General features: G+C 70.6%; 13 protein-coding genes, 1 tRNA gene and 1 pseudogene. 10 read left to right on the top strand and 5 right to left on the bottom strand.

Going from position 1 to position 12,854, the window contains the following annotated elements:
- Window positions 1-104 precede the first annotated feature (104 nt).
- On the top strand, window positions 105-398 hold the full coding sequence (locus JNK30_RS08195) for a hypothetical protein (protein WP_293481574.1): 294 nt from the start codon (window positions 105-107) through the stop codon (window positions 396-398).
- 70 nt (window positions 399-468) lie between these two features.
- On the opposite strand, the gene JNK30_RS08190 is transcribed toward JNK30_RS08195, so the two are convergent.
- Complete coding sequence (locus tag JNK30_RS08190) at window positions 469-1,278, bottom strand: carbonic anhydrase (RefSeq protein ID WP_293481573.1); 810 nt, start codon at window positions 1,276-1,278, stop codon at window positions 469-471.
- Window positions 1,279-1,424: 146 nt separating this feature from the next.
- Here JNK30_RS08190 and JNK30_RS08185 point away from each other — a divergent pair, with 146 nt between their 5' ends.
- From JNK30_RS08185 to JNK30_RS08175, 3 genes are all read left to right on the top strand, one after another.
- Window positions 1,425-3,248, top strand: coding sequence for a DUF885 family protein (locus JNK30_RS08185; RefSeq protein WP_293481572.1), 1,824 nt, complete (start codon window positions 1,425-1,427; stop codon window positions 3,246-3,248).
- A 533-nt stretch (window positions 3,249-3,781) separates the two neighbouring features.
- Entirely contained in the window at window positions 3,782-3,940 is a 159-nt protein-coding gene (locus JNK30_RS08180; RefSeq protein WP_293481571.1) for a DUF3309 family protein, read from the top strand.
- Between the two features lie 76 nt (window positions 3,941-4,016).
- A complete protein-coding gene (locus JNK30_RS08175; protein WP_293481570.1) occupies window positions 4,017-5,351 on the top strand; it encodes an MFS transporter in 1,335 nt (444 codons plus the stop codon).
- A 60-nt stretch (window positions 5,352-5,411) separates the two neighbouring features.
- Here the strand turns inward: JNK30_RS08175 and JNK30_RS08170 are convergent, their stop codons facing one another.
- The 3 genes from JNK30_RS08170 to msrA are packed head-to-tail and all read right to left on the bottom strand — an operon-like array spanning window position 5,412 to window position 6,752.
- A complete protein-coding gene (locus JNK30_RS08170; RefSeq protein ID WP_367118738.1) occupies window positions 5,412-5,744 on the bottom strand; it encodes an MmcQ/YjbR family DNA-binding protein in 333 nt (110 codons plus the stop codon).
- Window positions 5,741-6,088, bottom strand: a complete 348-nt coding sequence (locus JNK30_RS08165) for an MmcQ/YjbR family DNA-binding protein (protein ID WP_293481569.1) — start codon at window positions 6,086-6,088, stop codon at window positions 5,741-5,743. The genes JNK30_RS08170 and JNK30_RS08165 overlap by 4 nt, the downstream gene beginning before the upstream one ends.
- A gap of 10 nt (window positions 6,089-6,098) precedes the next feature.
- Entirely contained in the window at window positions 6,099-6,752 is a 654-nt protein-coding gene (gene msrA / locus JNK30_RS08160; protein WP_293481568.1) for a peptide-methionine (S)-S-oxide reductase MsrA, read from the bottom strand.
- 189 nt (window positions 6,753-6,941) lie between these two features.
- On the opposite strand from msrA, the gene JNK30_RS08155 reads away from it, so the two are divergent.
- The 5 genes from JNK30_RS08155 to JNK30_RS08135 all read left to right on the top strand — a co-directional run bounded on the left by JNK30_RS08155 (window position 6,942) and on the right by JNK30_RS08135 (window position 10,083).
- Complete coding sequence (locus tag JNK30_RS08155) at window positions 6,942-7,880, top strand: tetratricopeptide repeat protein (RefSeq protein WP_293481567.1); 939 nt, start codon at window positions 6,942-6,944, stop codon at window positions 7,878-7,880.
- Window positions 7,847-8,818, top strand: a complete 972-nt coding sequence (locus JNK30_RS08150; RefSeq protein ID WP_293481566.1) for a hypothetical protein — start codon at window positions 7,847-7,849, stop codon at window positions 8,816-8,818. The genes JNK30_RS08155 and JNK30_RS08150 overlap by 34 nt, the downstream gene beginning before the upstream one ends.
- 49 nt (window positions 8,819-8,867) lie before the next feature.
- Window positions 8,868-8,957, top strand: a tRNA-Ser gene (locus tag JNK30_RS08145).
- Window positions 8,958-9,208: 251 nt separating this feature from the next.
- On the top strand, window positions 9,209-9,454 hold the full coding sequence (locus JNK30_RS08140) for a hypothetical protein (RefSeq protein ID WP_293481565.1): 246 nt from the start codon (window positions 9,209-9,211) through the stop codon (window positions 9,452-9,454).
- Window positions 9,455-9,537: 83 nt separating this feature from the next.
- The gene (locus tag JNK30_RS08135; RefSeq protein ID WP_293481564.1) at window positions 9,538-10,083 is read left to right on the top strand and encodes a hypothetical protein; all 546 of its coding nucleotides are present in this window, start codon (window positions 9,538-9,540) and stop codon (window positions 10,081-10,083) included.
- On the opposite strand, the pseudogene JNK30_RS08130 reads toward JNK30_RS08135, so the two are convergent.
- Window positions 10,080-10,846 (bottom strand): annotated as a pseudogene (locus tag JNK30_RS08130) (IS5 family transposase). The gene JNK30_RS08135 and the pseudogene JNK30_RS08130 sit on opposite strands and share 4 nt — an antisense overlap.
- Window positions 10,847-12,244: 1,398 nt before the next feature.
- Here JNK30_RS08130 and JNK30_RS08125 point away from each other — a divergent pair.
- Window positions 12,245-12,715, top strand: a complete 471-nt coding sequence (locus tag JNK30_RS08125) for a hypothetical protein (protein ID WP_293481563.1) — start codon at window positions 12,245-12,247, stop codon at window positions 12,713-12,715.
- Window positions 12,716-12,854 lie beyond the last annotated feature (139 nt).

Here is a 12,854-nt window from a genome sequence, read left to right as displayed (position 1 = left end):
GGGGGGCGTTCGCGGAACGGTTTGGCTTGTTGCGGGTTTAAGGGGGTGGGCCCGGGGCGTGCTTTCGCTTGCCTGGACGGGTCGACGACCAGGGAGAGACCCCCATGCGCATGACCCTTCTCATCGCGGCCGGCGCGGCCGCGCTGGCGCTCGGCGCCTGTCAGCAGAAGCAGGAAGAATCCCCGGCCACCACCGATGCGGCGGCGGCGGCGGACGCGGCGGCGGCTTCGGCCCAGAGCGCGGCGGCCAACGCCAGCGCCGCGGCGGCCGATGCGGCCCAGTCCACGGGCCAGGCGATGGAGAACGCGGCCGAGGCCGCGGCCGACCGCGCCGATGCGGCGGCCGACCGGGCGGGCGCGGCGATGGAGTCAGCGACGACCCCGCCGCCCGAAAAGTAGGGCGTCCGGCTACGACTTCAGGGCTTCCGGCGGGGCGACCTGCCGGGAGCCTTTTCGCATGCGCGGGCCGTCAGGCCGTGGGACCGCCGCGGGCCGGGCTGACCCGGCCGTCGTCGAGGTCGTAGCGTGCGGCGACGATCTTGAGCTGTCCGGCCAGCACGCGCGCGCGCAGCGGCGCGGACTGGGCGAAGATCTCCTGCGCGGTCCGCGCGGCGTTCAGCGAGATGGCGGCGTCGACCGTGTCGACCGCGCCCGGCGGCACGGTGCGCACGGCGGGCGCGATGAGGCCGGCCAGAGCGGCGATCCGGGTGCCCTGGTCGGCGGGGTCGCCCTTGCCGGCGAGCGCGTCGGCGGTGGCGCGCACGGCGCCGCAGCGCTCGTGCCCCAGCACCATCACCAGCGTCGAGCCCAGGTGGATCACCGAGTACTCGATCGAGGCGAGCACCGCGTCATCCACCACATTGCCCGCCACCCGCACGGTGAACAGGTCGCCCAGGCCCTGGTCGAAGATGAGCTCAGGCGCGACCCGGCTGTCGGCGCAGGCGAGGATCACGGCGAAGGGCGCCTGAGCCGCGGCCACCTGGGCGCGGCGCGCCAGCGAGCTGTTGGGATGCGACGACTGGCCCGCCACGTAGCGCGCATTGCCGGACATCAGGCGTTCGAGCGCCTCCTCGGGCGGCACGGACGGCGCGGCGTGATGCGCCGCGGCGGCGGGCGGATGCGCCTCGGCCGCGGGCGCGGCGGGCGCGGCCTTGCCCTTGGGCTTGGCCTTGGGCCGCGGCTTGGCGGCGTGGACGGCTTCCTCGGCCAGGGCGGGCAACGCGAAGAGCGCGGGAGCCGCGAACATGAGGGCGCGGCGGCGCGACAGGAGGTTGGTCATGGTCGTCCCCGGATTTGTCGGGCGCGAGCATACGGACGAGAGGTTAGGAGAACCTTTGCCGTGACCGAGAGGGTCTGCGGCCCAGCTTGTGCCCCACTCCGGAACCCGGCTACGGCTCGCGCGGGACCAGCAGACGAGGCTTGGCGATGCGGCTGTCACGGCGCGAATTCGGGATCGGTCTGGCCGGCGCGGCGGCGCTGGCGGGGCCCGGCTGGGCGCAGGAGGCCCCGGGCGCGGACGACGCAGCGCTGACGCGGTTCCTGGACGCGGCCTACGAAGGGCTGCTGGCCGACGACCCCGAGGCGCTGACGCGCCTGGGCCGCAAGGCCGCCTACGACCGCCTGACCGACCGCAGCGAGGCGGGCCTGGCGGCGCGGCTCGAGCGCCGGCGGGCGAGCGTGGCGGCGATGAAGGCGCGGTTCGACCCGGCGCGGCTGGGCGAGGCCGCGCGGACCTCGTACGACATGTGGGCGCTGGAGCTGGAGCGGGCCGAGCGGCAGCACCGCTGGCGCGGGCACGCCTATGTCTTCGACCGCAACGGGCCGCACACCCGGATCCCGAACTTCCTGATCAACTTCCACCGCGTCGACGAGCCGGCCGACATGGAGGCCTACATCGCCCGGGTGCGCGCGGCCGGGCCCGCGCTGGACGTCCAGCTCGAGCGCGCCAGGACCTCGGCGGCGGCCGGCGTGCGCATGCCGCGGTTCGCCTACGACCAGTCCCTGCAGGAGGTGAGCCGGCTGATGGCGGGCGCGCCGTTCGGGGCGGGCGGCGGCGACAGCGCGCTGTTCGCCGACGCGAAGGCCAAGATCGCGGGCCTGAGGTCCCGCGGGAAGATCGATCCGGCCCGCGCCGAGGCGCTGGAGCGGGCGGCGGCGCAGGCGATGACGGGCGCGATGAAGCCCGCCTACGACCGGCTCGCCGCCTGGCTGGCGCAGGACCGCGAAGCGGCCTCGGCCGAGCCGAGGGGCGCCGGCGCCCTGCCCGACGGCGCGGCCTACTACGACGCCATGCTGGCCGACCAGACCACCACCGCCATGACGGCCGGCGAGATCCACGAGCTGGGCCTGGCCGAGGTGAAGCGCATCCGCGGCGAGATGGAGGCGCTGAAGGCGAAGATCGGGTTCGAGGGGACCCTGGAGGCGTTCTTCGTCTTCATGCGCAGCGACCCGCGCTTCTACGTCCCGGCCGACGACGCGGGCCGGGCGCGCTACCTGAAGCTCTCCGAGGGCTACCTGGCCGGGATGCGCGCGCGCCTGCCCGAGGTGTTCGCCCGCCTGCCCAAGGCCGAGCTGGTGGTGCGGCGCGTGGAGGCGTTCCGCGAGGAGCCGGGCGGTGCGGCGCACTATTCCTCGGGCGCGCCCGACGGCTCGCGGCCGGGCGTGTTCTACGTGCACCTGTCGGACGTGCGGGCGACGCCGACCTACGAGATCGAGGGCACCAGCTACCACGAGGGCTGGCCGGGCCATCACATGCAGATCATGCGGGCGCAGGAGATGACGGGCGTCCCGTTCTTCCGCACCCAGACGAACTACGGCGCCTACGCCGAGGGCTGGGGCCTCTATGTGGAGCTGCTGGCCAAGGAGATGGGGTTCTACACCGACCCCTATTCGGACTTCGGCCGCCTCGGCCGCGAGATCTGGCGCGCCATCCGGCTGGTGGTGGACACCGGCATCCACGCCAAGGGCTGGAGCGAGGCCCAGGCGCTGGGCTTCTACACCGCCAACTCGCCGCAGCCGGAAGCGAAGATCCGCTCGGAGGTCCGCCGCTACTTCGTCACCCCCGGCCAGGCCACCAGCTACAAGGTGGGCATGGTGCGCATCCTGGCGCTGCGCGAGCGCGCCCGCCGGGCGCTGGGGGCGCGGTTCGACCTGAAGGGCTTCCACGAGGCGGTCCTGGGCGCGGGCGCGCTGCCGATGGGCGTGCTGGAGGCGCGGGTCGACCGCTGGGTCGCCCGGGCCGCGGCCTAGGCGGGGCGGGTCCAGCCCCCCTCTCGCTTCGCGAGCTCCCCCAGGGGGGGAGCATCATGTCCTCACGCCTGTCATCCCGGTTTCGCCGCAGGCGAAGACCGGGACCCATACGCGCCCGAGGTGGGGGTGGGCCCGCGGGCGGGGCCGCCGCGCTTTATCCGGAGAGGCGGAGTGTATGGGTCCCGGTGTTCCGCTTGCGCGGAAACCGGGATGACAGCGGGTTGGGGTGGGGCGAGGCCCCCTCTCGCTTCGCGAGCTCCCCCAGGGGGGGAGCATCATGTCCTCACGGCTGTCATCCCGGTTTCGCCGGAGGCGAAGACCGGGACCCATACGCGCCTGGTGTGGGGAAGGCCCGCGGCGGCGCCGCTGCGCTTTATCCGGAGACGCGGAGTGTATGGGTCCCGGTCTTCCGCTTGCGCGGAAACCGGGATGACAGCCGTGGGGGTGGGCTGCCCCCCCTGCGGGGAACTGCGGCTTGGCTGTGGGCGTTGGTTCGCCACGGCCCAGGTCGGGGGACCACGAGGAGCGCCCGCATGTCCCTGGGGACCATTCTCATCATCATCCTGATCCTGGCCCTGATCGGCGCGCTGCCGAGCTGGGGCTATTCCCGCGGTTGGGGCTACTTCCCGAGCGGCGGCCTGGGCCTGGTGCTGGTCATCGTGATCATCCTGGTGCTGCTGGGACGGATCTGACGCCCGCGGGGCGGGGCTCCCTCGCCTCGCCCCCCGATTGCCCTTAGCATCCGCCCCACGCTGACGGGGAGGATGCATGACCGCGACGGAGACCGGGGCTGACGCGCAGGTTCCGCCGGCGGCGCTCTCGCCGCAGCTCACCGCGGGCCAGCGGCTCCGCGCGATCCTCGGCGGCTCGTCCGGGAACCTGGTGGAGTGGTACGACTGGTTCGTCTACTCGGCCTTCGCACCCTATTTCTCGGCGCAGTTCTTTCCCAGCGACGACCCGCTGACGAGCCTGCTCGGCACGATGGCGACCTTCGCGGTGGGCTTCTTCGCGCGGCCCGCGGGCGCGTGGCTGATGGGGCTGTACGCCGACCGGGCGGGCCGCCGCACGGCGCTCACGGCCGCGGTGGCGCTGATGTGCTTCGGCTCGCTGATTATCGCCGTGCTGCCCGGCTACGAGACCATCGGGATCGCCGCGCCGATCCTGCTGGTGACCGCGCGCATCCTGCAGGGCCTGTCGGTGGGCGGGGAGTACGGGGCCAGCGCCACCTACCTCTCGGAGATGGCCGGGAGGAAGCGCCGGGGCTTCTGGTCGAGCTTCCAGTTCGTGACCATGGTGATGGGGCAGCTGATCGCGCTCGCGATCCTGGCGCTGCTGCAGACCACGCTCTCGGACGAGGTCCTGCGCGACTGGGGCTGGCGCATCCCCTTCTTCATCGGCGCGGCCATGGCCGTGATCGTGTTCTGGGTGCGCGCGCGGATGGACGAGAGCGCCTCGTTCGAGAACTCCAGGGCCCGGGGCGAGGAGCGCGCCCGCACCATGCTGCTCTTCCTGCGCCATCCCCGCGAGACGGTGGCGATCTTCCTGTTCACGGCGGGGGGCTCGCTCGCCTTCTACTCCTACACGACCTACATGCCGAAGTTCCTGAAGGGCTCGGGCGGGCTGCCCGACGCCACGGCCACGGCGATCTCGGCGGGCTCCCTGTTCGTCTATCTGGCCGCCCTGCCGCTGTTCGGCTGGATCAGCGACCACCTGGGCCGGCGCGCGACGCTGGCCTTTGCGTTCGGGGGCTGCGCCCTGATGACCTACCCGGCGATGACGGCGCTGATGAACGGGCCGGACCCCCTGGCGGCCTTCCTGATCGTCTCGGCGCTGGTCTTCGTGCTGTCGGGCTACAACTCGGTGAGCGCGGTCGTGAAGGCCGAGCTGTTCCCCGCCAACGTCCGGGCGCTGGGCGTCGCCCTGCCCTACGGCATGGCGGCCGCGATCTTCGGCGGCACGGCCGAGATGCTGGCGCTGGCGTTCAAGAAGGCGGGGCACGAGACGTGGTTCTTCGTCTACGTCTCGGCCGTCCTGGTCATGTCGCTGCTGGTGGTCTTGCGCCTGCGCGAGAGCAAGACGCACAGCCTGATCCTCGAGGACTAGGGTTCGGACTCGATGCCATATCAGTGAGCCAGGACGATCGGATGCCCGCGACGCCGGCGTTCAGAGCCCGAACTCGGCGCGGGCCTTCTTCGTCAGCTTGGCGGCCATCAGCGAATGGGCGGTGGCGAGCCAGCCGGCGCAGTCGTCGGGATCGAGGCGGTCGAGGGCGATGTTCACCCACTGGCCCTTGGCGCAGTAGGGCGCCTGGCGGCCGAGGCCGTCGTGGGTCAGGACCTCGAACCCGATCGGGGTCACCTTGAACGACAGGCCGTCGCCGCAGATGGCGAAGACCTTGCCGCCCACCTTGAAGACGTCGGCGCCGCCCCACTGCACCACCTTGCTGGTGGCCGGCAGCGCCAGGGCCAGGACCTCGACCTCCCCGCGCGTCATCATGCGTCGAGGCCCAGGGCGCGGCGCTGCGCCCGGGTGAGCTTCGCCGCGACCAGGGCGTGGGCCGTGCGCAGCCAGTCGGCCACTTCGGCGGCGTCCTGGGCCGCGAGGTCCTTCAGGGTCACCCACCTGGCTCTGGCCAGGTACTTGGCCGGCTGGGCGCGGCCGGTGGACGTCAGGGCCTCGAACGCGATGTCCGAGGCCTTGAACGACAGGCCCGTGTAGGCGCCGTCGGTGGCGGCGTACATCCGCCCGCCCACGCAGTAGCAGTGGTCGTCGCCCCACTTCACGTCGAGCTCGGTCCCCGGCAGCGCCATGGCCGCCCCGTGCAGCTCGTCCCGCGTCACCGCGCCGCCGTCAGGCCGAGACGCCGACGCCGATCGGGCACGACACGCCCGTGCCGCCGATGCCGCAGTAGCCGTGCGGGTTCTTGGCCAGGTACTGCTGGTGGTAGTCCTCGGCGAAGTAGAACGGCCCGGCGGGGGCGATCTCGCTGGTGATGCGGCCGTAGCCCTGCTTCGACAGCTCCGCCTGATAGGCCTCGCGCGAGGCCTCGGCCTCGGCGGCCTGGGCGTCGCTGGTCACCAGGATCGCCGAGCGGTACTGGGTGCCGATGTCGTTGCCCTGGCGCATGCCCTGGGTGGGGTCGTGGTTCTCCCAGAACACCTTGAGCAGCTGGGCGTAGCTGACGACCCGCGGATCGTAGACCACCAGCACCGACTCGGTGTGGCCGGTGCGGCCCGAGCAGACCTCCTCGTAGGTGGCGTTGGGGGTGACGCCCTGCTGGTAGCCCACCGCGGTGACGTGGACGCCCGGGACCTGCCAGAAGATCCGCTCCACCCCCCAGAAGCAGCCCATGGCGAAGTAGGCGGTCTCCAGCCCGTCCGGATAGGGCCCCTTGAGCGGCCGGCCGTTGACGAAGTGGACCTCGGCGGTGGGGATCGCGTGGGCGCGGCCGGGCAGCGCCGTGTCGGCGGTGGGCAGCTCGAGGATTTTCTTTTGGAAGAGCATCAGACGCCTCCGAAGGGGAGCAGGGCCGCGTACATAGGAGGGCGAACACCGTTTTTCATCTTGCCAACGGCGGCCCTTGGTCGACGTGATGGTCTACCATCCGGCCGCGGGAATGAAGGCCCTTCGGCGAAAGAATGCGTCGGGCGCGACGGGCGGGCGGGAAGAGGCCGGAGACAGGGAGGACCTAGGATGCGGCTCATCAGGACGATGCTTCTGGCCGGCGCTCTGGCGGGCGTGGCCACGGCCGGCGCCATGGCGGCGGGCGGCGGAGGCGGCGGCGGTGGAGCGGCCATGCCCTCGGCCAGCGGCCCGCAGTACGATCCCGCCGAGGAGTTCACCAAGGCCGTCGCGGCCATCCGCGCCCAGGAATACCGCAAGGCCGCCGTCTCGGCCCAGCGCGTCACCGAGGCGGCGCCCAAGAGCGTGGACGGCTGGCGGCTGCTGGGCGTGGCCCAGTCGGGCGCCGGCAACTGGAAGGCCGCGCGCCGGGCCTACGAGCGGGCGGTCAAGCTGTCGCCCGACGACCTCGCCTCCCGCGCCGGCCTCGGCACGGCGCTGGCCAACCTCAAGGACGCCAAGGCGCAGGAGCAGCTCGACTGGCTGAAGGCCAAGGCGGCCGACTGCTCGGGCGCCTGCGACCCGGCCACGCTGCGCGCGCTGACCGCCGAGGTCGAGAAGGCCATGGCCGCGCCCACGGCGGCGGCCAAGCCGCCCGGGCCCAGCGCGGCGCTGGAGGCCGGCTCGCTGATCTTCGCCGAGGCGGGCGACAGCGCCTATGTCGAGGCCGTGGGCCTGATCAACGAGCGGCGGTACGACGCGGCGCTGGCGTCGCTGGACCGGGCCCGCGCGGCCTTCGGCCCGCACCCCGACGTGCTGACGTACCAGGGCTACGCCTGGCGCAAGAAGGGCGAGTTCGCCAAGGCCGAGGCGCACTACCGCCAGGCGCTCGCCATCGCCCCCGACCACCGCGGCGCCACCGAGTACTACGGCGAGCTGATGGTCGAGCGCGGCGACCGCGAGGGCGCGCGCCGGATGCTGGCCCGGCTCGACCGCATCTGCGCCTACGGCTGCGCCGAGGCCGAGGAGCTGCGCCGTTGGATCGACGCCGGCGGCGAACCCGGGCGCTAGCCTTCGCGCTCGCCCTCGCGGCGGGCGCGGCGCTCGCGGCCGAGGCGGGGCCGCCCCTGCGGGCGATGCGCTGGCTCGCGCCGGAGGCCGACGCCATGCGCGCGCTCGCCGCCGAGCCCGCCGAGTGCCTGCGCCGGCCGGCCGGCGGCGAGGCCGCGCTGAGCGTGGAGGTGGGACGCGCGGCGTTCCGCACGCCGCTGCTGCTGGGCGGACAGGCCGCGCGGGCGGGGCTCTCCTGCGAGGCCTGCCACCGGGCGGGCCGCGGCAATCCCGACTTCCGCTTCCCCGGCGCCTCGGGCGCGCCCGGCACCGCCGACGTGACGCTCTCGCTGTTCTCCGGCCGCCGGGGCAACGGCGTGCACGACCCCAGGCCCATCCCCGACCTGGCGGGCCCGCGCTCGGCGCTGAAGGTGGCGCCCAGCGATCTGGACGCGTTCGTCCGCGGCCTGGTCGTCGAGGAGTTCGACGGGCCCGAGCCGCCGGCCGCCGTGCTGCGGGGCCTGGCGGACTATGTCCGGTCGCTCGACCCTGCCGCCTGCCCGGGCGGCCGCGCGGACACGGTCCGGCTCGACCCGGCCGGGCTGATGGCCGACGCCCGCCGCGCGCTCGCCGCGGCGCGGGCGCTGCACGGGCGGGGCGAGCGGGACGCCGCGGCGCTGATGGCCGGCGCGGCGCGCGGGCGGCTGTTCCTCATCGACGAGCGCTACGCCGGGCTGCCGGACGAACAGGCGGCGCTCCGCCGCGCCGACGCCGGCCTGGCGGACATCGCGGCGGCCCTGCGCGAAGGCCGCCCCGACGCCCCGGCCCGCCTCGACGCCTGGCTCGCGGCGTCGGCGCCGCTCGAGGCCCGCCTGCGGGCGGCGCAGGCGCGCTCGCTCTTCGATCCGCGCCGCCTCGCCCAGGCCGCCAACCGCCGCTTGCCGCCCCGCCCGTCCTGACGGTATATGCCCGCCTTCCGCACCGGGGGGCTCCGCCCCCGCGGCGTGTGGTGAGGTGGCCGAGTGGTTGAAGGCGCACGCCTGGAACGCGTGTATGGGTGAAAGCCCATCGAGGGTTCGAATCCCTCTCTCACCGCCACCTAGTCAGCCGACATCCCTGCTTTTCGCTGCGCCCTGCCCCAACCGGCGGACTTCGCGGGGCTATTCCCAGCCCAACTCCCGTGAGAGACGCCTCTCCGGGGGCCCCTTCGGGCCCAACCGCGCCCTTTCGGCTACAAGATCGGGCCGGACATCGTCCGCGGTATCATCCACGGACACCATTCCTGGCCGAAGTTCATGAGTGGCCCCTCGAAGCAGGACCTGGCGCGTCTGTATAAGAGCATTCATGGGATGTTCCATGACGATCTGGCCAAGGCGCTCAAGGAAGCGGGATTTCCCCGAGTGGGCGGAAGGGGTGGAGGAACGGAGGACTGGACCGAATACTTCAGACTGAATCCCGAGAAACAGGACGAAGCCATCGAGATCCTCCAGCGGGTCACCCGCGACTTCGACAGGAAGAACGGCACGAAGATCTCGAAGTACCTGGACGACACTCTGGGGAAAGGCAAAGCTCCGCCATCCGGTCCTCCCCAGTAGCCGAGCCCCACACTTTGAATTCTCCAGACCCGCTCACCCATCGCTGGCTGTGGTACGCGACTGAGACAGACGACTGCGTCCCGTTGGATCGAGAAGCGTACGCCGAAACCATCTTTGACGGCCGGACCGTTCCGCTGCCGGAGTGGGTCTGCAGGGCGCCCGACGGCGGCCTCCATGTGAATGGAGGCCTGCTTGGAATTGATGTGGATGTCGCCGAGTCGCCCAACGCTCGGGATGAACTCAACTGGACGTGCGACTACACCGTGCGCCTGGTCGCGCACAGCTGGCTCGAACAAGTCCACGATCTCATCGATGAGAGCCGGATAGGCCTGGGCACTCTCAGGCGGAGGGGAGAAATCATCCCCGGCTGGTCGACCATTCACGAACGTCGACCCCCGGCTCTGCTCGCAACTGAGGGGCATGCGAAATCGTGCCCCCTATGCGCGCACTCCTATACAGTCCTCCATGGTCGAGAGTACTTCGCAGACCCGGCCGTGATCGGCAGGCCGCTCATCGTCAACAGCAACGGCCTGTTCGTCCGCGAGGACATTGCCAGAAGCCGAGGTTTACGAACCCCTCGCGGCGCGTTCGAGCCGGGTCTCGTCGAATTCGAACCCTCAGGCGCCTAGGGCGTGGACTCATAAGCTCGCATCCAGAGTCTCGCTGAGGCGAGGAGGACGGCGGCGAGGAAGTTCCTGGCGAGCTTGTCGAAGCGGGTTGCGATGCGCCGGAAGTGCTTCAGTTTGCAGAAGAAGCGCTCGACCTGGTTTCGCTGGCGATAGATGGCTGGATCGACGGAGCGCTGCACCTTTCGGTCGCGCTGGGTCGGGATGTGGGCGCAGCCACCGCGCTCTCGGACAAGGTCAATGATGGCTTGGGCGTCGTAGCCACGATCAGCGACAAGCGCCTGGGCCGGAGGTAGGCCTTCGATGAGTTCGGCGACGGCGGCCTTGTCCGAGGCCTGTCCGGCCGAGAGCGTGATCCTGAGCGGCAAACCGTCTTGGTTCACCAGGGCGTTGATCTTGGTGCTCAGTCCTCCACGAGAACGGCCGATGGCGTGATCCGGGCCCCCTTTTTTCCACCGGCAGCGTGCTGGTGGGCCCGGATGATGGAGCTGTCGATCAAGTGCAGCGACTGCGGCGAGGTCGCCGCCAGCGCCTCGAAGACCCGCAACCAGACCCCGGCCTTCGCCTACCTGTTGTAGCGGTTGTAGACCGTCGTGTGCGGACCGTAGCGGCCCGGCAGGTCACGCCAGGGCGATCCCGTCCGCAGCACGTAGAAAATCCCGTTGATCACCCGACGGTCGTCGACCCGGGCCACACCCCGCGGCTTGTTCGGCAGCAGTGGCTCGATCAGCCGCCACTCCGCCTCGCTCAGATCGTATCGCGCCATCCTCGGCTCCTTTCGGAGCCTTGAATCGAGCGTCGCCCACCGCCGCAAGCTTTATGGGTTCAGTACCTAGGCGTCGGGGCGGAGACAACTCAGCGCCTGACTGCTCTCACCGCCACCTCGTCAAGGACAAACGTCGGTGGAGTTTGCTGGAGCCAGGCTCGGATCCGATCGCCTCCACCGCCAACGGAAGCTATCTCCCAACTCGCCGCAGACACTCAACCCCGCGCATTCGCTCGCGCCAACGAGCTGAGACACTCGCCTGGCTTCGGACTTGGAACCCCCCGTTGCCACCGCGTCATATGTTCTACCTTTGTTCTTGACATATGTACGCGTGTTTGATAGGTTTGGTCGCGCTGAGGGATCGCTGCAGGGGCTGAAGCCCACCACACCCTCTCGCATCCCTCAACCTCTCATCGAACCGTTGCTCCGCGGCGGCGATGTTCGTGCCGAAGGATCCGACAATGCCACTGAGACGCGTCAGTCCTACTGAGCTGGAGGGGGAAGCGCTGCGGCGCTGGTATCTGCGGTCCCCCGTCGAGATTGAGCGGGAGCGCCAGGCCGCCGAGGCGCAGCGCTACCGGGATTTTTTTGGGCGGAGGACGACTGCGGCGGCTGAAGCGGAGCGGCGAACCCGGGACTTATCAGCCGCGGATTCGGACACTCTGTGGGTCGCCAACGGCTACGGCGGTTTCCGTGCCGTTCGCCCTGGGACGGGCGACTTCGAACCTACGCTCGAGCCCCACGCTTCAGCTGGCTACCCAGGCTTCCTGCCCGATCACGCCTCGGAGCGAGAAGGCGCAGAACTGATTGGGGTCGGGAATCCCGCCAACCCCGGCCTCATCAAGCAATGGGAGCGCGCCAACGGTCGGTCCTGGCCCCGCACCGAGGATGGCCGCCCCTTCCACGTGTCTCATATCAAGGCCATTGCGGACGGAGGGACGAATACACTCGACAACATCGAACCCATGCACCCTGACGAGCACATGAGAATGCACAGCACCAATGGGGACAACGCGCGGTTTGGGAGCCGAGCCTCAATCGCGCGCGCCTTTGGAGGAAGGGTGGAGCCGCCAGCGCATGCGCCCAAACGGGGTCCACGTGTTCGTGGGCCCGGTGTTCGTGGGCCAAGTGTCCGGGGGTGGGGTCTGCTCGGATTGATTCCCAACATTACGGGAATCTTGAGCGGCAGAATTCGGACAGATACACCCACACACATGTGGAACGATTTGCTGGGGTATTCCAGCGAGGACGACCTCCCTCCTCTAGGTCCTGTGTAGGCCCACGACTTGAGCGTGGATTCGGTGATGGGCGCACTCTCGACCAGCCGGCGCGATCTTGAGGACGACACGTTTTCTTTTTGTTCTTGACGATCTGCACCGACGGTCTAGGCTCGCGCATATGAATGCACGCGTCGACATCTCGTCCTTCCCCGTGGGTCAGAATATTGACTACCAGGGCGCGGAGGCCGTGGCGGCGCTCGAGGCTCTGACGACCGAGGCCCGAGCCTTCGTCGACAGCTATCGCTGGGCGCCGCCGGTCGAAGACCTGGTGCTCGCGTTTGGCGTCGGCCCCATCATCGGGCTGTATCTGATGCGGTTCGAGCCGGGCGGAAAGCAGGAAGACCGCGAGCGGTGGGTTGTGGTCGGGGATTTGCCTCGGATGCACTTCGAGACAGACGAGGCCCCCACGCCCGCCCTTGCGCTTACCCGCTACTGCGCGATCGCCGGATACTGGGCTGACAACGTCCTGGCGGGCGCCGATCTTTCGGACAGTTACCCTATCGAGGCTGCGCCGACGCCCGAGCATGCCGAGATGTTGAACGGACGGATCGACTTCATCCTCAGGGAACTTGTCCCCTTAGCTGTCTGAGGCGCGCGGCGGAGAACGGTGTGGTCGTAGACACCGAAACGGATGGGGGCTTCGGCGACGGTGGCCCCGCCATCGACAAGCCTCGGATGGTGTCAGGTCGAACAGCGCCTGGAGAAGGTCGGCGCCGCGTTGGGACTGT

The organism is Phenylobacterium sp., from assembly GCF_016793225.1.
Taxonomy (GTDB): domain Bacteria; phylum Pseudomonadota; class Alphaproteobacteria; order Caulobacterales; family Caulobacteraceae; genus Phenylobacterium.
The sequence above is the reverse complement of the archived record's forward strand: the minus strand, read 5'-3'. Positions and strand labels throughout refer to the sequence as shown.

Excerpts from the sequence above, each read along its gene's own strand:
- JNK30_RS08195 (WP_293481574.1), top strand. The coding sequence starts at position 105 with ATGCGCATGACCCTTCTCATCGCGGCCGGCGCGGCCGCGCTGGCGCTC.
- JNK30_RS08190 (WP_293481573.1), bottom strand. The coding sequence starts at position 1,278 with ATGACCAACCTCCTGTCGCGCCGCCGCGCCCTCATGTTCGCGGCTCCC.
- JNK30_RS08185 (WP_293481572.1), top strand. The coding sequence starts at position 1,425 with ATGCGGCTGTCACGGCGCGAATTCGGGATCGGTCTGGCCGGCGCGGCG.
- JNK30_RS08180 (WP_293481571.1), top strand. The coding sequence starts at position 3,782 with ATGTCCCTGGGGACCATTCTCATCATCATCCTGATCCTGGCCCTGATC.
- JNK30_RS08175 (WP_293481570.1), top strand. The coding sequence starts at position 4,017 with ATGACCGCGACGGAGACCGGGGCTGACGCGCAGGTTCCGCCGGCGGCG.
- JNK30_RS08170 (WP_367118738.1), bottom strand. The coding sequence starts at position 5,744 with ATGATGACGCGCGGGGAGGTCGAGGTCCTGGCCCTGGCGCTGCCGGCC.
- msrA (WP_293481568.1), bottom strand. The coding sequence starts at position 6,752 with ATGCTCTTCCAAAAGAAAATCCTCGAGCTGCCCACCGCCGACACGGCG.
- JNK30_RS08155 (WP_293481567.1), top strand. The coding sequence starts at position 6,942 with ATGCGGCTCATCAGGACGATGCTTCTGGCCGGCGCTCTGGCGGGCGTG.
- JNK30_RS08140 (WP_293481565.1), top strand. The coding sequence starts at position 9,209 with ATGTTCCATGACGATCTGGCCAAGGCGCTCAAGGAAGCGGGATTTCCC.
- JNK30_RS08125 (WP_293481563.1), top strand. The coding sequence starts at position 12,245 with ATGAATGCACGCGTCGACATCTCGTCCTTCCCCGTGGGTCAGAATATT.